Source organism: Halorubrum salsamenti, from assembly GCF_007671685.1.
Lineage (GTDB): Archaea > Halobacteriota > Halobacteria > Halobacteriales > Haloferacaceae > Halorubrum > Halorubrum salsamenti.
The window spans coordinates 99227-117103 of sequence record NZ_VCNL01000004.1 but is presented as its reverse complement, the minus strand read 5'-3'; the positions used below and the strand labels follow the sequence as shown (position 1 = coordinate 117103).

The following is a 17877-nucleotide window of genomic DNA, read 5'->3' as shown; positions in this document are numbered from 1 at the left end:
CTGTCTGTGTCGTTTTTCGACAGGCTGAATAACGGTTTCGTCACCCGCAACGTGATTCCGTTTCCGATCGACTTTCGGCTGTGGATCACGCTTGAGACCCAGTTATGGACCGTCGATCGAACCCGATCAGCACCGAATATATCGAAAAACGAAACAGTATTTGAAAAGTATAGTTTAGGCGATCGGAGCCGGGTTCACCCATCGGTAACGGAAGTATGAGTAGCGGTGTGGCGACCCGCAAGATCCACGGAACACGCCGAAGCGGTGTCCGACCTGTGGGCTTATTCGCGGACGCGCTCGACTTCGCGCCGGAGCCCGTCGCGGACGCGGTCCGCGATGTCCTCGGCGTCGCCGCGGTCGGCGGTCTCCGCGTCCTCGGTCTCCAGCAGTCGGTCGAGCTTGCGCTCGAACTCGCGCTCGTCGATCTCGCCGCGGGCGTAGCGCTCGCGGAGCGCGCGGAGCGCGGGGTCGTCCGGGGCGTCGTTGCCGTCGCCGTCCTCGTCGGGCACCGGCTTCGTCAGCGTGTGGAGGACGGGTAACGCGACGAACAGGCCGAAGAACCAGACGAGGGGGAGCGACCACCAGAGCCCGGTGACGAGGGGGGCGGCGACGCCGACGCCGACGACGAGGATCGCGAACATCCGCCGCCAGCGGTGGCGAACGTTCCACGCGATCCGGCGGGGGAGATCGGTCATAGCTTGACCGACGCCCGCGAGGGGCAAATCGGTTTCGTCGCGGGAGGTGCGTTTCGGCGGCGGTCAGTCCAGATCGAAGACGAGTCGGTCGCCGGGTTCGACGCCGTTGCGCTCGCTCCACCCGCGCGGCACTTCGAGGACGTACCGCCCCGTGCCGCGGTATCGGGTGTACGGGCGCGAGTCGGGTTCCGCCTCGCGGATCTCGGTGACAGTGCCGTTCGGCGCGACGAAGACGATGTCGAGCCCGAACGCCATGTCTCGCATCACGTAGGCGTGTTCGCCCGTCTCGTCGTGGACGAACAGCATTCCCTCGTCGGCGGCGAGTTCGTCGGTTTCGGAGAGACCGACGTACTGCTTCGCGAGGCCGTCGGCGACGCGCGCCTCGACGGTCGCGAGCGACTCGCCGGTCTCGCCGTCGATCGCCTCGACGGTCGCGGTGTCGTAGCCGGCGATCAGCAGGGTCGGGTTCGCCGCGACCGCGGCGGCGAGCAGGAGGATGAGCGCGACGGAGGCGCCGGCGACCGCGAGGAGACGGCGGTTCACGGTCGATCCTCGCACCGCAGAAAGAAACCGTTTTCCGCTCCCGGCGGGTTTGAACCCTTGCGGGCTCGTGGTCTAGCTGGTCATGACGCGGCCTTTACAAGGCTGAGGTCGGCGGTTCGAACCCGCCCGAGCCCATTTCTGGGACGAACGAAGTGAGTCACAGAAATGTAGGCGAGGCGGGTTGAGCCCTGAAAGACGCAGCGTCGAGCGAAGCGAGACGACCGTCTTTATTCGGTTCGAACCCGCCCGAGCCCACTTCCTGCGGCGAGCAATCCGCGAGCCGCAGATGCGACTCGCGCTGTCGATCGGCCGTGGACCGACGTGATCGGTAACGCGACGTCTGCGCCGTCCTCGGGACTGCCCCTTCGAGTCCCGTCCGTCCGCAATCGCACAGCACCTCACGCCTCCCCAACCTCGTCGGCCGGCGCTTATAAGCGCCGGCCGACTCCCTCGGGCGTGCTCTCGCCGACGGCGAAGCCGCCGGCTCTCAGAGAGACCTTCGGTCTCTCCCTCCTCACGGCCTGTCGGCCGCTTGGCGGCACGCGCCACCGCCACATCTGCTTATAAATGACCGGTGGTCGCCCGGGATCGGCCATAGCGTTTTGTGCGCTCGCTGTGACGTATTCCCCGTATGCCCGAAGAAACCGTTCACGAGTCGCGGCAGTCGCGGAGCCGACAGGCGCTTGCCACCTACTTCCGGCGCATCGCGCGGGCGCTCGGCCGCGGAGAGCCGGTCCCCGTCGACGACGCCGGCACGGTGACGGTCGACCCGGCGGCGGAACAGGAGGTCGAGATCGAACTCGAACGCGAGGACGGGACGGTTCACTTCGAGGTCGAGATGGAGTGGCCGGAGGCGGAGGGGCAGATCGACGACGAGGCCGCCGCGAGCAAGGCGACCTTCGAACTGTACGCGGACAGCGCCGACGAGTGGCGCTGGCGGTTCCGCCACGACAACGGGAACATCATCGCCGACGGCGGCGAGGGGTACTCGGACAAGCGCGACGCCGCGTCCGGCATCGAGAGCGTCCAGCGGAACGCGCCCGGCGCCCACGTGATCGACGTCTCCCGCGACGAGGTGGCGCCCGACGAAGGTGGCAGCGACGCGATCTTCGAGATATTCAGGGACAAGGCGGACGAACACCGCTGGCGGCTCCGCCACGACAACGGCAACGTCATCGCCGACGGCGGTCAGGGGTACGCCTCCAAGCAGAAGGCGAAACAGGGGCTCAACAGCGTGAAGTCGAACGCGCCCGGCGCCGCCGTCGAGGAGCCGGGAGACGACGAGGCGGTCGACGAGGAAAGAGCGGAGGAGACGGAGGAAGCGGAGGAGTAATCGAACGATGGTCCCCGACGACACGTCCCTCACTGACGACATCGGTTCCACTGACACACCCCCCACAGACGCGGACGGAACCGACTCGAACGACTTCCTCGCGCCCGGAGACGACGCGCCTGCAGATCTGGCCGACGTGCTCGTATACGGCCTCGTCGGCGGGATCGCCGGATCGGTGCTGTCGTTCGTCCCCTTCGCTACCGTCCTCGGCGGCGCGGTCGCCGGCTACCTCTGTGGCGGTCGGCCGGCGGACGCGCTCAAGACGGGCACGGTCGCCGGCGTCGTGATGACGCTGCCGTTCGCGGCCGTCGTGGTCTTCCTGCTGTTCTTCCTCGGATTCGCCGGGGCGCCCGCGGAGTTCGGTGTCATCGCGCTCTTCGTGGTCGGACTCGCCGCCGCCTACACCCTCGGGTCCGGGATCGTCGGCGGCTACCTCGGACGCTATCTCCGGGGACGGCTCTGAGCCCGGCTCCGGCACGCTCGCCTGCCGCGGGGAGGGTCGTCCCCATCCTCGACACGGACCGCACCGCTTATTCGCCGCCCGTGGCTACCTCGGCCCGGACATGGACGCGCTCGACGCCAAGTACCCGTTCTTCGCGACCGCCCGCGAGGCGGTCGCCGACGCCGCGGTGTCGCTTCCGGAGCTCGTCGCGGCCGACGCGCCGGCGGTCGAGCGCGCCCGCGAGCGCGTGGAACGCGCCCTGATGGACGGAACCGTCGCGTCCGAGAGCGGCGCCTTCCCCGCCGAGTCGGAGTACGACGCGCAGGCCGAACTGCTCTCCTACCCGATCGCGCGGATCCTCGTCTCGCTTTTGGACTCCCAGCCCGCCATCGAGAAGTACGCCGCCGCCGAGGCCGCGACCGCGATCGACCGGATCCGCGAGGACCTCGCGACCGACGACGAGCTGCGGTCGGTGTCGACCCCGACCGTCACGCTGGACGACGTGCTCGCGGAGTTCGACCTCGCGGACGCGGTGCGGCCGGAGTCCCCCCGACCGAATCCGGGAACCGGCGGCGCGACCGCGACGGGGACCGGCTCCGGGCCCGGCCGCGATCCGGAGCACTACTGGATCGCCGTGGGGCCGTACCTCCGGCTCACGTCGCCATCGTGGGGCGAGTCGTGGCGGCTCGTCAACCGCGCGCTCGCCGACGGCGAGGTGCGCGTCTCCCGCGAGGAGCTGTTGGACGCGCTCGAAGCCGCCGTCGAGGACCGGGTCCGGGAGGGGCTCCCGTTCGAGCTCGCCGCCGGCGAGGGGATCGCCGCGGAGCTCGAGTCCGGCGTCGCGGACCTCAAGCGACTGCTCTCCGAGCGCACCTACGCCGGCCCGGTCGACGTGGTCGCGCCCGAGCTGTTCCCGCCCTGCATGCGGAACCTGATCGAGAAGGCCGAGCGCGGCACGGACCTCTCCCCGCCGGAGTCGTTCGCGCTGATGGCGTTCCTCGTCGGAATCGGCATGAGCCCCGACGAGGTGGTCGCGTTCTGCGCCGACACGAGCCTCGACGCCGAGGGGATCCGGTACCAGACCGAGTACCTGAGCGACGACCGAGGGAGCCAGTACCCGCCGCCGACCTGCGAGACGCTGGCGAACTACGGGATCTGTCACAACGAGGAGGACCACATGCAGGTCGCCGTCGACCCGCTCGCGTACTACGAGCAACGCGTGGCCGAGGCCGACGAGGTCACCGACTGGCGGGAGGAAAACGCGGCCGCGGGAGAGGCCGAAAGCGAATAGCCGTCCGACGAGGACCCGTTCTACGCGTCGTCGCCGTTCGCGCGGATGAGGTACGCGCCGACGAGCGCCATCAACAGTACGAATGCGGCGAGCAGCGCGACGAGGGCGATCGCACCGGTCTCCGGCAGTCCCTCGGGACCGCCGAACGCGACCCCGATTCCGACCAGTCCGGCGACGAAGACCGCGGCCGCCGCCAGCGAGACCGCGATCTGCCGACGGAGCTCCGCGTCGATTTCCATGCCCGCGAGTTTCCGTCGCCGCTAAAAAAGGACTTCGATGAGGGCGTCGAGGTCGGCCGGATTCGGCGATCGAGAACGCCCTCATCACAGAATATCGGCTCCTTGACCCGCCTTGGCGGCGAATTTATCCGTTTCCGTCCCCTATCTCGACGCGAAGCGAGGGTCCCCCTCGCAGTCACTTATGACGCACACCCGAAACTCACCCGCGTCAGCACCCCCCGATCCGACTCCGTCGCGAGGGTCGTCCTCGACGCCCCAACCGACACCGTCGAGCGAGTCGCCTCCACCGTCTATGGTCTCCTCCGGCAAAGACGACGAGCGTGACGGCCGATCCGCCCGCGCCGCCGCCGAGGAGATGACGGTCCGCCCGCTCCGCGACCGGCGCTACGTCGTCGAGACCGACGGCGGCACCTACGTGGTCGCGCTCGACGCCGGCACCTGCACCTGCCCCGACCACGCGATCCGCGGCTCGCGCTGTAAGCACCTCCGCCGCGTCGCGATGGAAGTGACCGCGGGATCCGTCCCCGCGCCCGACGAGCGCGTCGGCGCCTGCGCGGTCTGCGGCGCGGAGACGTTCGTCCCGTTCGACGCCGGCGGCCCGCATCTCTGTGACCGACACGCGTTCGAGCCGGGCGCCGTCGTCCGCGACCGCGAGACGGGAAAGCGACTCGTCGTCGTCGCGGTCACGACCGAGCGGGCCGACGCCTACCGGACCGACGAGGGGCGCGTCGTCGCAGAGTACCCCACGAACGTCGACTACGGCGCCCACGAGCCCGTCGTCGAAGCGGTCTACGCGGAGTCGATCCGGCCCGGCCGGAGCGTCGCGGACTGCGCCCGGTACGGGTTCCCCGCCTCGCGGCTCAGCCGGCGAGGTGACTGATGTCGCGGCGGAGCGTGTAGCCCTTCGGCACTCCGACGACGCCCAGACACTCCTCGCACAGCGCCCGCTCGTAGTCGCGGTTCGTCTCCTTCTCGAGCAGCGAGACGTCCTCGATCGGAAGCACCGACTCGCACCGATCGCACTCGACCTTGTCGCCGTCGACGATCTTCATCACCTCTCGGTTTCCGAGATCGGTATATAAACTCGCGGACGGCGTTATCACTCCGGATATCGGGTTCGATAAAATCGGATATTCGAGAGCCGGTCGACGCGGTCGGGGTCTCGGTGGTCGTCCGGCGTTAGCCGAAGAGCTCGCCGAGGCCCTCGCCGCCGTCGCCGTCTTCCTCGTCGTCGTCCGCCGCTTCCTCGGCGGCCTCCTCCTCGTCGGCCTCGTCGTCGGCCTCGTCGGCCTCGTCGGCGTCCGCGGCGTCCGCGGAGCCACCGGAAGCGGCGCCGGCGGCGGGGGCCGCGGCGGCCGTCTCGATGGCGTCCTCGATGTCGACGTCCTCCAGCGCGGCGACGAGCGCCTTGACGCGGGACTCCTCGACGTCGACGCCGGCGGCTTCGAGCACGCCGGTGACGTTGTCTTCGTTGATCTCTTCGCCAGTCTCGTTCAGGATGAGCGCAGCGTAAACGTATTCCATTGGTGTGTCCTCGTGGTGTTATCCGAACATCTCGCCGAGACCTTCGCCGCCGTCGTCGCCGTCGTCGTCGGCGTCGTCGTCGGTCGCCTCAGCGTCGTCCGTGTCGTCTTCTTCCTCCGCCTGTTCCTCCTCGTCGGCGTCGTCCGTCTCGGGAGCCGGGGCGGCTTCGACGCCCTGCAGCTCCTCGGGAAGCGCCTCCTCGTCGTCGATCTGGGCCGCGAGCGAGCGGAGCTGGGCGTCGGCCTTCCCGATGAGGTCGGGCACGACGTCCGGGCTCTCGATCTCCGCGAACAGCCCGACGGACTTCGCCTCGCCGGACGCCTTCGCGAGAAGGGTGCCGGCGGTGGCGGCCGTCGGGTACGCCGCGTTGACCGAGAGGTTCCGCGCGGCGGCGGCCGCCGAGCGGATGTCCGCCTCGTACTCGTCGACGTCGATCTCGAGCTCGTCCGGCTCGAACAGGACGCCGTCGGAGTAGACGCCCTTGAGGTCGAGCCCGACTTCCTTCGGCTCGATGCCGAGCTCGGTCAGGACGTTCGCGAGGTCGTCGTCGACGACCTCGCCCTCGTCGAGGACCTTCGAGTCCTCGGTGACCATGATCGAGCCGTCCTGGATACGCGCGGCTGCGCCGATCGTCTGGAGCTCGCCGACGAACGGCCCCGGGTCGACGCCCGTGTCACCCTCGGGGATGACGACGTCGTTAGGGGCGACCTCGCCCGCGTTGATCGGGGCGGGGGTCTTCGAGGCTTCCAGCTGCTTGAAGAGGCCGAACGGGTTGTCGTTCGTGCCGATGAGCGCGACCTGACCCGAGACGTACTGGGTCAGCTCTTCGACGCCGTCGTTCACCTCTTCGAGCGCGCGGACGGTGAGCGTGTTGCGGCTCATCCGAACGTCCGCGGAGCCGTGCAGCTCGCGGCGCATGGCCTGGAGCTGGCGGCTCGGGATGCCGGCGACGCCGACGATCCCGACGGAGTTGAACGACCGGATGAAGTCGACGAGCTCGTCGACCTCCTCCTGTTTCCACTGCGGGATCGTCTCGGTCTTGCGGACCGAGCTCATACGGGCACCTCCTTGGCGGGACCCATCGTGGTCTTCACGTAGATCCCGTCGATGTTGAGCGGCCCCTTCTCGAGGCTCGCTTCGAGCCGCCGGATGATGACGTCGATGTTGTCCGAAATCGCGTCGGGGCCCATGTCCTCGGCACCGACGCGGGTGTGGAACGTGCGCCGGTCACGCGACCGGAGCTGCACGGTGTTTTTCATCCGGTTGACTGTGTCGACGATGTCGTCGTCCGGCTGCAGTGGGGTAGGCATCTTCCCGCGCGGACCGAGGACGGTACCGAGGTACCGACCGATGTCCTGCATCAGGTTGGCCTCTGCGACGAAGAAGTCGGTCTCGCCGGCCAGATCCTTTGCGCGGTCGTCGTCGTCTCCTAAGTCTTCGAGGTCGTCGCTGTCAAGCACTTGATCAGCGACTTCCTCTGCGCGGACGGCGGTTTCGCCCTCCGCGAAGACGACGATCTGTGTCTCCTGCCCCGTTCCAGCCGGCAGCACGACGGACTCGTCGATTCGGTTCGACGGATCGTTGAGGTCGAGATCTCGCAGGTTGATCGCGATGTCCACGGTCTCGCGGAAGTTCCGCTCGGGCGCATCGTCGAGTGCGAGGGTTACGGCCTCTTGTATTGTGTCTGCCATTTTCACCTCCGTAGTACGCAGGTCGCTCCTACGGGTCAGTGAAACAGGCGAAGCCTGTCTCATCGGAGAGTGGTCCATCGGAGGTTTAAAAGCGTCGAACCGCCTGTCCGGGTGAGAACCCGAGACAGGGTCCGTGCGGGCGGTTCCCAACGTCACGCTCTTTCGACGCTGAGCGGCGTTTCGACGCCCGTCGAAGTCGAGAACGTCGCATAGGGGAACCCTTTTGACGCCGCTCGTCAACCCACGAGGTAATGACTCAGGGTGGTCCGGCGTGACGATGGACGACCGTATCGAGGATCTCCGCGAGCGTCGCGAGCGGGCGGCGCTCGGCGGCGGCGAGGACCGGATCGAGTCCCAACACGAGAGGGGAAAGATGACCGCGCGCGAGCGTATCGACTACTTCCTCGACGACGGGACGTTCCACGAGTTCGACCGGTTCCGCACCCACCGGAACCACAAGTTCGGCATGGAGGAACAACAGATCCCGGGCGACGGCGTCGTCACGGGGTACGGCGAGGTGAACGGTCGGAAGACGTTCGTCTTCGCGCACGACTTCACCGTCTTCGGCGGCTCGCTCGGCGAGGTGTTCGCCGAGAAGATCTGCAAGGTGATGGATAAGGCGATGGACGTGGGCGCACCCGTGGTCGGGCTCAACGACTCCGCCGGTGCCCGCATTCAGGAGGGCGTCGGGGCGCTCGGCGGCTTCGCGGAGATCTTCCGGCGCAACACGGAGGCGTCCGGCGTGATCCCACAGATCTCGGCGATCATGGGCCCGTGTGCGGGGGGCGCAGTCTACTCTCCCGCCATCACGGACTTCACGTTCATGGTCAAGGACACCTCGCACATGTTCATCACCGGCCCGGACGTCATCGAGACCGTCACGGGCGAGGAGGTGAGCTTCGAGGAGCTCGGCGGCGCGGTCACCCACACCTCCACCTCCGGCGTCGCGCACTTCGCCGAGGAGAGCGAGGAGGAGGCGTTGGACGACATCGCGCGGCTGCTCTCGTACCTCCCGGCTAACAACGTCGAGGACCCGCCCCGCGTCGAGCCGTGGGACGACCCCGAGCGCGCCGACGAGGAGCTGGCCGACATCGTTCCGAACGCGCCCCGGAAGCCGTACGACATGAAGGAGGTCATCGGCAGCGTCGTCGACGAGGGCTCCTTCTTCGAGGTGCAGGAGAACTTCGCGAAGAACGTCGTCGTCGGCTTCGGCCGGCTCGACGGCCACTCGATCGGGATCGTCGCCAACAACCCCCGGGTGAACGCCGGCACGCTCGACATCGAGTCGAGCCAGAAGGGCGCGCGGTTCGTCCGCTTCTGTGACGCCTTCAACATCCCCATCCTCACCTTCGAGGACGTGCCCGGGTTCATGCCCGGCACCGATCAGGAGCACAACGGGATCATCCGCCACGGCGCGAAGCTGCTGTACGCCTTCTCGGAGGCGACGGTTCCGCTGCTGACGGTTATCACCCGGAAGGCGTACGGCGGGGCCTACTGCGTGATGTCGTCGAAACACATCGGCGGCGACGTGAACTACGCGTGGCCGACCGCCGAGATCGCGGTGATGGGCCCGAAGGGGGCGGTCAACGTCCTCTACCGCGAGGAGCTGGCCGAGGCGGACGACCCCGACGCGCGCCGACAGGAGCTCATCGACGAGTACCGCGAGGAGTTCGCGAACCCGTACACCGCCGCCGACCGCGGCTTCGTCGACGACGTGATCGAGCCCGCGGAGACCCGCGCGCGGCTGATCGACGACCTGACGATGCTGAAGGGGAAGCGCTCGGAGGCGCCCGAGAAGAAACACGGCAACATCCCGATCTGATGGCGGCCGACGCACCCGACTCGGACGGCTCGGCGGTCGACGGCGACGCCCCGCCCGCCGACGGCGACGCCGCCGTCGACCTCGACCGCCTGTCGATCCCGGACGACGCCGGCGACGCGGAGGCCGCGGCCATCGCCGCCGCGGTCGCGGCCCACCTCCGAGACGGCGAGCGCGCCGCGGCGGCCGCGGCGGCCGCGGCGGACGACGGGTCGGGATGGGAGGGCGAGCGCTGGTCGTTCGCCGGTCGAGTCGATCGGCTGCAGAATCGGTCCGTCCGCGTGCCCGTCGACGCGCCGACCGATCCGTGGACCGCGGCCGGTCGCGCCGACCGGTACTGAGTCGGATCGCGCGCATTCCCCCGGCGGCGAACCCCGTACGTCCGGGTGATTCTCAGCGGTTCGGCCGCCATGCACCCCCTCGTAGGGCGCGTCGGAGAATACGCCCGATCGAGTATATATCTATGGCCAATATCTGTAGCCGGGCCTATAGCCGACGGGTCACGCCTCGCGCGACTCGTCGACGTCGCCGTCTCCCGGGTCTTCGATCGGTTCGCCGCTCCACCCGTCCGCCGATCCGCCGCCGAGGAGTCGGTTGAGAACGATCGGGACGACCCCCGCGAGGAGAGCGAGGATGCCGATCCGAACGAGCAGCGAGGCGTCGGTCAACAGCGTCGCGGCGAGGTACGCGCCAGCCGCGACCAGCACCGACGGCAACACGTAGGGGTTTCCGGCCGAGAGCATGTCCGGATATGGCGGTCGGCAGGCTCTTAACCGTCCCGGGGAGTCGCGGCGAGCGCCGGCGGAGTACGACGATCGTCGTGATCGACAGTCGTTGCGGACCGATAGAATGAGGTGGGTTATGGTGGAAGCAACGTGCAGGAATGTTCGACAAGGTTCTGGTCGCGAACCGCGGAGAGATCGCGGTTCGGGTGATGCGCGCCTGTGCGGAGCTGGGTGTCGACACCGTCGCCGTCTACAGCGACGCGGACAAACACGCGGGCCACGTCCGGTACGCCGACGAGGCGTACAACGTGGGGCCGGCCCGCGCCGCCGACTCGTACCTCGACGGCGAGGCGGTCGTCGAGGCCGCGAGGGCGGCCGACGCCGACGCGATCCATCCCGGCTACGGCTTCCTCGCGGAGAACGCCGACTTCGCGGCCCGCGTCGAGGCCGCCGACGGGGTCACGTGGGTCGGCCCCGCCAGCGACGCGATGGAGCGACTCGGGGAGAAGACCCACGCGCGCCGCGTGATGGACGACGCCGACGTGCCCATCGTCCCCGGAACGACGGAGCCCGTCACCGAGGTCGAGGCGGTGACCGAGTTCGGCGACGAGCACGGCTACCCCGTCGCGATCAAGGCCGAGGGCGGCGGCGGCGGCCGCGGGATGAAGGTCGTCGAGAGCGCCGACGAGGCCGAAGAGGCGCTCGCATCCGCCAAACGCGAGGGCGAGGCGTACTTCTCGAACGACTCCGTCTACCTCGAGCGCTACCTGCAGACGCCCCGCCACGTCGAGGTACAGATCGTCGCGGACGCGGGTGACGGGGAGGACGGGGAGACCGAGGTCGTCCACCTCGGCGAGCGCGACTGCTCGCTCCAGCGCCGCCACCAGAAGGTGATCGAGGAGGGGCCGTCCCCCGCGCTTTCCGACGAGCTGCGCGAGAAGATCGGCGAGGCCGCCCGCCGCGGCGTCGCCGCCGCCGACTACACCAACGCCGGCACCGTCGAGTTCCTCGTCGAGGAGGACGTGGACCGCGACCCGTCGGAGCCGCTCGGGCCGGACACGCCCTTCTACTTCCTCGAAGTCAACACGCGGATTCAGGTCGAACACACCGTCACGGAGGAGCTGACGGGGATCGACATCGTCAAAGAGCAGCTCCGGGTCGCCAGCGGCGAGGGGCTCTCCGTCTCGCAGGACGACGTGGAGCTGGACGGCCACGCGATCGAGTTCCGGATCAACGCCGAGAACGCCGCGAACGACTTCCAGCCCGCCAACGAGGGCCGGCTCGACACGTACGACCCGCCGGGCGGGATCGGCGTCCGCGTCGACGACGCGCTCCGGCAGGGCGACGAGCTGGTGACCGACTACGACTCGATGATCGCGAAGCTGATCGTGTGGGGCGCGGACCGCGAGGAGTGTCTCGCGCGGTCGAAGCGCGCGCTCGCGGAGTACGACCTCGAGGGCGTCGTCACCGTCGTCCCGTTCCACCGGCTCATGCTCGACGACGACCGGTTCGTCGACGGCACTCACACCACGAAGTACCTCGACGAGGAGCTCGACGAGGCGCTGGTCGCGGAGGCGCAGGAGAAGTGGGGCACCGAGTCGGCGTCGGCGAGCGACGGCGACGATGAGGTGTCCGAACGCGAGTTCACCGTCGAGGTGAACGGCAAGCGCTTCGAGGTCGAACTGGAGGAGCGCGGCGCGCCCGCGATCCAGGTGCCGGAGGGCGGCGCCGGCGGCAGCGGCGGCCAGCAGCGGCCCCCACAGGCGAAGTCCGACGACGGCGGCGACGACGCGGTCGACGTCGGCGAGGGCGGCGAGGCGATCGAGGCGGAGATGCAGGGGACGATCCTCTCGGTCGACGTCGACGAAGGCGACGAGGTCGCGGCCGGCGACGTGGTCTGCGTCCTCGAAGCGATGAAGATGGAGAACGACGTGGTCGCCGAGCGCGGCGGCGCCGTCGCGAGCGTCCACGTCGGCGAGGGCGACAGCGTCGACATGGGTGACGTGCTGATCGTTCTGGAGTAGCGCGACGCCATTCCTCGGTGCCGCGTTCTCTAGACGGCAGATCCGGACGATACACGGAGCGTTTTAAAACGTCTCGTTGACGGATAGCGGGAGTGGGTATAGCACGTCGTTTGGGAGGTCGTTTATAAGTCTGATTGTGGTGTTGCTGTCGGTTGTTTATAAGCGATCGACGGCTTTGCGGTGAGGGTCTCCAAAGCCCCAGGCGTGAGGCCGCAGTACGCTCGGTGCGCTCCTCGTGGCCGCCGGTGGCGGCCACTCGGTGGCGCGCGCCACCGCACTCGTTCTTGATAAGCGATCGTCGCCGTCGCTCACGCCTATTTAAATACTGAACCGCGACCGGTGATCTGCAATACCCACTCCCGTCACCGACAGAGGCGGGACCGCGACGCGCCAGCAAATCCGCTTAGTTCCGGGCGCTCGACAGCCGCTCGATCCGCCCCGGCAGCGCGGGTAGCGCGACGACGGCGACCACGGCGGCGATCGTCGCGGCCAGCGTCACCGCGATCGTCCCCGCGAGCGCGTACGCGCCCACCCAGAGCCCGCCGGTGACGGCGAGCGCGGGGACCGCGATCCGTACCGGAACTGCGGGTTCGTCGCCGTCGACGAACCGCCAGCCGATCGCGCCGCCCGCGCCGGTGGCGATCCCGATCCCCGCCTCGACGACCTCGCCGGTGTGCCCGCCCGCGACGGCGACGGCCAGCGCGCCGGCCGAGACGATCGCCGCCAGCAGGAACGGTAGCGTGGGATCGAGCGCGGCGGTGGCGGTGCGCGGCTCGGACCCGGCCTCCCCGTCCGTCGAACCGCCCCTACCCCACCGGATCCGCGGGTCGCCCGCGAGCCACAGCGCGCCGAGTACGACGCCGCCCCCGACGGCCAGCCCCGCGAGCACGTCGACGAGGTAGTGGACCTCGATGACGACCCGCGAGGCCGCGACGGCGACGGCGACGGCGACGGCGGCGAGGAGGCGCTTCCGCGCGGTCCACGCCCGGTCGTACACGAGCGCCAATGCGAGGTACGCCGCCGCGCCGCCGGTGGCGTGACCGCTCGGGAAGCCGAAGCCGTCGGAGAGCACCTGCGCCTCGTACCACGCCGACAGCAGGCCGGGGAGCCACGTCGGCACGTCCGCGGGGCCGACCGCCCCGGGCGGGCGGGGGACCGCGAACCACGCCTTTCCGAGCGCCGTGGCGGCGTACGCGCAGGTGACGGCCGCGATCGCCGTCGCGCCGGCGCGGCGCGGCGCGGCCGCGAAGCGGTCGCTCGCGAACCAGTAACCGACCGCCAACAGCCCGAACAGGAACCACGGGTCCGCGAGGTGGGTGACGGCCGCGAAGACGACGACGACGAACTCCGGGACCGCGTCGACGAGAGCGATCTCGCCGATCCCGCGCTCCGCGGCGACGAGTCCGGTCACGCGTCGATCACTCGGTTAGTCGTCGCCCCGATCGCGGGCGTAATCGAGCGCTTTGCCGGGGGTTTCGAGCAGGTTGAGGCCGATACCGACGATGATGAAGAGCGTGTACAGCCCCAGCGTCGACAGCCCGAGGATGAGCATCGCGGCGATGGCGTAGAGCCCGTCGAGGAACGAGAACGCGCCGAGTATCAGCACCGTGCCGTACAGGAGCACGAGGTACGGACCCCAGCCGCGCGCGTGACCGCGACGCATCCGAGAGCGGACGTACCGCTTCAGCTCCGACTCGACGGCCGGCTTGTCGACGGTGCGTCGCTCGACGTCGCCTTCGAACGCGTCGAACTCCGCCCGCAGCCGGCTCACCTCCTCCTGTAGCGCCGCCACGTCCGGCGCCCCCGCCGGGCGTTCCTCGTCGCCGGCGTCGCCCGCGCCGTCCGACTCACCGTTCATACCCGTGGGTCGGCCGGGGCCGTGTTGTAACTGCCGGTCCGCGTCGTCGTCGGGGACGGTGATCGCGTTCTCCCGTCCCGACAGAACGACGTTGACGACGCCGCCGACCACGACGACGACGGCGGCGAGGTACAGCCACGTGACGAGTAGTAGTATTCCGCCGATCACGCCGTACACCTGGTACTGCCCGGCGCCCGCGGCGTACACCTGAAAGCCGGCCTGGAGCAGCGTCCAGCCCACGGCGGCGAAGACTGCCCCGGGAAACGCCTCTCGGACCCCGATCGCGGGTTCGGGGAGGAGGTAGTACATCGGGAGGAAGACGACGGCGAGGAAGGCGGGTAACGCGAGGACGCTCGCGAGTTCCACGAGCGGGACCGCGTCGGCGGCCGCGACGAACGCGCCGACGGCGACCATCACGCCGATCCCGACGCCGACGGCGAGAACGACCGCGCCGGCGTCGGTGAGCTGTTTGACGAAGCCCGGGGGCTCCTTGACGCCGTACAGCTCGGCGAACGCCGTGTCGAGCGCGCGGAACACCTTCAGCGTCGACCAGAGCAACACCCCGACGCCGAGCACGCTCGCGCCCGTCCGGCCGCCGGCAGAGGAGATCGCGTCGGCCACGGCCTCCTCGCCGGTGGGCGTGAGGAAGTCCCCGGCCCCCGCAACCAGTTCGACGGCGATCGCCTCGCCGAAGGCGGCGGTCGCGACGACGATGAGCAGCAGGAGCGCGGGAATCAACGAGACGAACGCGTAGTAGGCGATCGCGGCGGCGAGGAACGTCACCTGCCGGTCGAGCGCGACGTCGACGACGCGCCGGGCCGTACCGAAGGCGGCGATCGAGTGGCGAGACACGATGGCGGGTTCGGGCGACGGAGACAAAAACGGGACGGGTACGGGTGAATGGGGGACAGCAACGGGGGGAGAACCGAGGCGTCAGGCCGCGTCGTCGCCGAGGATCGCTGCCCGCATCTCGGGGATCGACGCCGTGCTCTTGACCGCCGTGCCGCGGTAGTGCGCGCGGCTCGCCTCGTGGCCGGCGCCCCGCAGGCGATCGACGAACTCGTCCATCCCGATGGCGGGCTCGCCCCACTCCTTGTACAGGCGGTGCTGGTCGTAGTGCGTGGGGGTGTCGAGTTCGCGCGCGACGGTTCCGAGCAGCTTCCGGGCGCGCTTCGCCTCGCCCATGTCGTCGGTGACGCGCTCGCGGACCGCGCGGGCGAAGTCGGCGTCCGCGACGGGACCGAGCCAGATCGGCCCGGCGGTGAGCACGCGGTCGCTCCCGCAGACGGGGCAGGCGTCGACGGGGTCCGCGATCAGCCCGCGGGTCGGTTCGCGCCAGAGGCAGTCCTCGCAGTGATCGACGTATCCGAGTTCGTCGATGCAGTCGTCGGCCGCCTGCGCGCCCGACTCCAGTTCGAGGTAGGTCCGCGCGTAGTGGCGCGAGACGTGCGAGACGATCGGGCGGGCCGCCTTGTCGTAGCGCGCGGCGGTCCGGACCAGCGCGGAGATCAGCGTCCGGAGCCCCATCTCGGGATGGTAGTCGGTGTTGCGCGGGACCGCGCCGTACTTGCGGATCCCGCTGTTGAGGTGGGCGCCACAGAGGGGCGCGGTGTCGGTCGCGGTGACGCAGACGAGGTTGCGCGCGTTCGCCAGCGCGGCGTCCGCGAAGGGGATCGGCGTCCCGTACGGGTCCAGATCGACGACGTCGAAGACGTTCTCGTACAGCAGGGCGTTGACGTCGCGGTGAACGGTCTCGCCGTCGAGGTCATTGGCGGCGAGGTTCTCGCCCGCGAGGTCGACCGCGTCGGGGTCCACGTCGGCGCAGGTGACGTCGTACCCCTCGGCGGCGGCGCGGACGCCCCGGACTCCCGAGGCCGCCATCGCGTCGAGGTACGACGCCGCGCGCGGCTCGCGGTCGCGGTACGCGCGCAGCACCGCGACGGTCACGTCGCGGTTCAGCTCCTGCGTGGGGTTGAAGAAGACCCCGCCGCCGGTGCCCTCGCTGGCCCCGTCTCGGGCCTCCGGAACGGCGACGGTGAGACCGCCCTCCTCGATGTCCATACCCCGCGTTCGGCCATCCGCCACAAAAGGACCCCGCTCCGCGCGCCGCGCGGCTCGGTAGTGCGACCGGCGCCGTCGCGAAGCGGGAGTTTTAGCCCGTCAGCGCGGAAAGGGACGTACACGAATGATTACTACGTCGAGCCGACGAGCGGACATCGGCGGCGGAGCGACCCGCGGACGCGTCGCGGTCTCGGAGGCGGATGGGACATGGTGAGCCCCGCCCGCGTCGACGCGATCACCGACATCGCCTACGGCGCGCTGATCGCGTTGGCGATCGTGCTCATCGCGACGCTCAACGTGAACGACATCGGGGTGGCGTTCGGGATCGGTGTGTTCGCCTCCTACGTCGTCCACGTCGTCTGGAAGATGGCCCGGTTCGACCCCGACTGGATGACCCGCGAGGTCGCCGATCAGGTCGGCAAGGAGGTCGAGAAGAGCGTGGGCGAAACCGTCAACAAAGAGGTTGAGAAGAGCGTGGGCGAAACCGTCAACAAGGAAGTCGAGAAGACGGTCGGCGACACGGTCAGCAAAGAGGTGGAGAAGAGCGTGGGTGAAACCGTCAGCAAGGAAGTCGAGAAGAGCGTGGGCGAGACCGTCAGCAAGGAAGTCGAGAAGACGGTCGGTGAGACCGTCGAAGAGACCGTCGGTGAGAAAGTCGAGGAGACCGTGGGCGAGAAGGTAGAGGAGACGGTCGAGAAGACCGTCGAGGAGACCGTGGGCGAGAAGGTAGAGGAGACGGTCGGCGAGAAGGTGGAGGAGACGGTCGAGGAGACTGTCGAAGAGACGGTCGGCGAAACGGTCGAGGAGACGGTCGAGGAAACCGTCGACAAAAAGGTCGAAGAGACGGTGGAAGAAACCGTCGAGAAAACCGTCGACGAGAAGAAGTCCGACGGCTCGTAGGACCCTTCGCGGACAAGCGCAGCGCGGAGTGAACGTTATTTTTCCGGCCGCCCGATATCGAGCCATGGAGTTCGACGTCGTTCAGGGGGACATCGCCGCACAGCGCGCGGACGCGCTCGTGAACGCCGCCGGAACCAGCCTGCAGATGGGAAGCGGCGTCGCCGGCGCGCTCCGCCGAAACGCCGGCGGGCCGATAAACGACGAGGCCGTCTCGAAGGGGCCGATCGACCTCGGCGCCGTCGCGGTCACCGACGCGTACGACTTCGACGCCGACTACGTGATCCACGCCGCCGCGATGCCGCACTACGGGGACGGCCGCGCGACGGTCGAGTCCGTCCGCGAGGCGACTCGAAACGCGTTGGCGAAGGCCGACGACCTCGGCTGCGAATCGGTCGTCGTGCCGGTCCTCGGTACCGGCGCCGCCGGCCTCGACTTCGAGGCGGGCGCCCGGTGCGTCTGCGAGACGATCGACGCGTACGATCCCGCGACGCTCTCGGACGTGCGGGTCATCGCGTACTCGGACGCAGAGTATCGGACCGCCGCGGCGATCGCGGACCGCGTCCGCGCGACGAACGAGTGACCGACTCTGATCGCGTGCGACGGGTCGCCCGCGATGAATCGGATCCGTAACCGCGGGCGGCGGCGATCATGCGCGTTTTGGCTGCTTCTCTTCGAGGTCGATGATAACGACTTTAGAAAGTACTATAAACATTATAAGAATGTCTGAGAGAG

20 protein-coding genes, 1 tRNA gene and 1 pseudogene are annotated in these 17877 nt (G+C 69.1%); 10 read left to right on the top strand and 12 right to left on the bottom strand.

The features are described from left to right. Positions 1-24 precede the first annotated feature (24 nt). From FGL94_RS19035 to FGL94_RS11910, 3 genes and pseudogenes are all read right to left on the bottom strand, one after another. Positions 25-173: pseudogene (locus tag FGL94_RS19035) on the bottom strand (IS6 family transposase); the annotation flags it as partial. A 108-nt stretch (positions 174-281) separates the two neighbouring features. Further along, positions 282-695 carry an SHOCT domain-containing protein gene (locus FGL94_RS11915; RefSeq protein ID WP_144925367.1) on the bottom strand — a complete coding sequence of 138 codons (414 nt, stop codon included), beginning with the start codon at positions 693-695 and terminating at the stop codon, positions 282-284. A 63-nt stretch (positions 696-758) separates the two neighbouring features. Then, positions 759-1238, bottom strand: coding sequence for a DUF192 domain-containing protein (locus FGL94_RS11910; RefSeq protein WP_144925364.1), 480 nt, complete (start codon positions 1236-1238; stop codon positions 759-761). Positions 1239-1299: 61 nt separating this feature from the next. Between FGL94_RS11910 and FGL94_RS11905 the strand changes: the two genes are divergently transcribed. The 4 genes from FGL94_RS11905 (at position 1300) to FGL94_RS11890 (ending at position 4304) form a co-directional block, all read left to right on the top strand. Beyond that, positions 1300-1373, top strand: a tRNA-Val gene (locus tag FGL94_RS11905). A 496-nt stretch (positions 1374-1869) separates the two neighbouring features. After that, positions 1870-2571, top strand: coding sequence for an HVO_2922 family protein (locus FGL94_RS11900; protein WP_144925361.1), 702 nt, complete (start codon positions 1870-1872; stop codon positions 2569-2571). A 7-nt stretch (positions 2572-2578) separates the two neighbouring features. Continuing rightward, complete coding sequence (locus FGL94_RS11895; RefSeq protein WP_144925358.1) at positions 2579-3034, top strand: DUF5518 domain-containing protein; 456 nt, start codon at positions 2579-2581, stop codon at positions 3032-3034. A gap of 100 nt (positions 3035-3134) precedes the next feature. Next, positions 3135-4304: a DNA primase gene (locus FGL94_RS11890; protein WP_144925355.1), complete on the top strand. Its 1170-nt coding sequence runs from the start codon at positions 3135-3137 to the stop codon at positions 4302-4304. A gap of 20 nt (positions 4305-4324) precedes the next feature. Here the strand turns inward: FGL94_RS11890 and FGL94_RS11885 are convergent, their stop codons facing one another. Further along, positions 4325-4543: a DUF7472 family protein gene (locus FGL94_RS11885; protein WP_144925352.1), complete on the bottom strand. Its 219-nt coding sequence runs from the start codon at positions 4541-4543 to the stop codon at positions 4325-4327. 181 nt (positions 4544-4724) lie between these two features. Here FGL94_RS11885 and FGL94_RS11880 point away from each other — a divergent pair, with 181 nt between their 5' ends. Further along, the gene (locus FGL94_RS11880) at positions 4725-5423 is read left to right on the top strand and encodes an SWIM zinc finger family protein (RefSeq protein WP_241659171.1); all 699 of its coding nucleotides are present in this window, start codon (positions 4725-4727) and stop codon (positions 5421-5423) included. Here the strand turns inward: FGL94_RS11880 and FGL94_RS11875 are convergent. From FGL94_RS11875 to FGL94_RS11860, 4 genes are all read right to left on the bottom strand, one after another. Beyond that, positions 5404-5595 (bottom strand): hypothetical protein, encoded by a 192-nt coding sequence (locus FGL94_RS11875; RefSeq protein WP_144925349.1) that lies wholly within the window; start codon positions 5593-5595, stop codon positions 5404-5406. The two genes, FGL94_RS11880 and FGL94_RS11875, sit on opposite strands and share 20 nt — an antisense overlap. Before the next feature lie 127 nt (positions 5596-5722). Next, complete coding sequence (gene rpl12p / locus FGL94_RS11870) at positions 5723-6067, bottom strand: 50S ribosomal protein P1 (RefSeq protein WP_144925347.1); 345 nt, start codon at positions 6065-6067, stop codon at positions 5723-5725. A gap of 18 nt (positions 6068-6085) precedes the next feature. After that, positions 6086-7123 (bottom strand): 50S ribosomal protein L10, encoded by a 1038-nt coding sequence (locus FGL94_RS11865; protein WP_144925343.1) that lies wholly within the window; start codon positions 7121-7123, stop codon positions 6086-6088. Then, complete coding sequence (locus FGL94_RS11860) at positions 7120-7758, bottom strand: 50S ribosomal protein L1 (protein ID WP_144925340.1); 639 nt, start codon at positions 7756-7758, stop codon at positions 7120-7122. The genes FGL94_RS11865 and FGL94_RS11860 overlap by 4 nt, the downstream gene beginning before the upstream one ends. A 277-nt stretch (positions 7759-8035) precedes the next feature. Between FGL94_RS11860 and FGL94_RS11855 the strand changes: the two genes are divergently transcribed. Beyond that, entirely contained in the window at positions 8036-9580 is a 1545-nt protein-coding gene (locus FGL94_RS11855) for an acyl-CoA carboxylase subunit beta (RefSeq protein ID WP_144925337.1), read from the top strand. Further along, positions 9580-9918: a hypothetical protein gene (locus FGL94_RS11850; protein WP_144925334.1), complete on the top strand. Its 339-nt coding sequence runs from the start codon at positions 9580-9582 to the stop codon at positions 9916-9918. The genes FGL94_RS11855 and FGL94_RS11850 overlap by 1 nt, the downstream gene beginning before the upstream one ends. 159 nt (positions 9919-10077) lie before the next feature. Here the strand turns inward: FGL94_RS11850 and FGL94_RS11845 are convergent, their stop codons facing one another. Further along, positions 10078-10320: a hypothetical protein gene (locus tag FGL94_RS11845; protein WP_144925331.1), complete on the bottom strand. Its 243-nt coding sequence runs from the start codon at positions 10318-10320 to the stop codon at positions 10078-10080. 140 nt (positions 10321-10460) lie between these two features. Here FGL94_RS11845 and FGL94_RS11840 point away from each other — a divergent pair, with 140 nt between their 5' ends. Next, a complete protein-coding gene (locus FGL94_RS11840; protein ID WP_144925328.1) occupies positions 10461-12326 on the top strand; it encodes an acetyl-CoA carboxylase biotin carboxylase subunit in 1866 nt (621 codons plus the stop codon). A gap of 403 nt (positions 12327-12729) precedes the next feature. Here the strand turns inward: FGL94_RS11840 and FGL94_RS11835 are convergent, their stop codons facing one another. From FGL94_RS11835 to FGL94_RS11825, 3 genes are all read right to left on the bottom strand, one after another. Then, positions 12730-13737: a phosphatase PAP2 family protein gene (locus tag FGL94_RS11835; protein ID WP_144925324.1), complete on the bottom strand. Its 1008-nt coding sequence runs from the start codon at positions 13735-13737 to the stop codon at positions 12730-12732. Between the two features lie 15 nt (positions 13738-13752). Then, a complete protein-coding gene (locus tag FGL94_RS11830) occupies positions 13753-15036 on the bottom strand; it encodes a YihY/virulence factor BrkB family protein (protein WP_144925321.1) in 1284 nt (427 codons plus the stop codon). 81 nt (positions 15037-15117) lie between these two features. Further along, positions 15118-16245 (bottom strand): tRNA (guanine(26)-N(2))-dimethyltransferase, encoded by a 1128-nt coding sequence (locus FGL94_RS11825; RefSeq protein WP_144925318.1) that lies wholly within the window; start codon positions 16243-16245, stop codon positions 15118-15120. Between the two features lie 207 nt (positions 16246-16452). Between FGL94_RS11825 and FGL94_RS11820 the strand changes: the two genes are divergently transcribed. Both FGL94_RS11820 and FGL94_RS11815 read left to right on the top strand, forming a co-directional pair. Then, positions 16453-17145: a hypothetical protein gene (locus FGL94_RS11820; RefSeq protein ID WP_144925315.1), complete on the top strand. Its 693-nt coding sequence runs from the start codon at positions 16453-16455 to the stop codon at positions 17143-17145. A gap of 64 nt (positions 17146-17209) precedes the next feature. Continuing rightward, entirely contained in the window at positions 17210-17725 is a 516-nt protein-coding gene (locus FGL94_RS11815; protein ID WP_144925312.1) for a macro domain-containing protein, read from the top strand. The last annotated feature ends 152 nt before the right edge of the window (positions 17726-17877 follow it).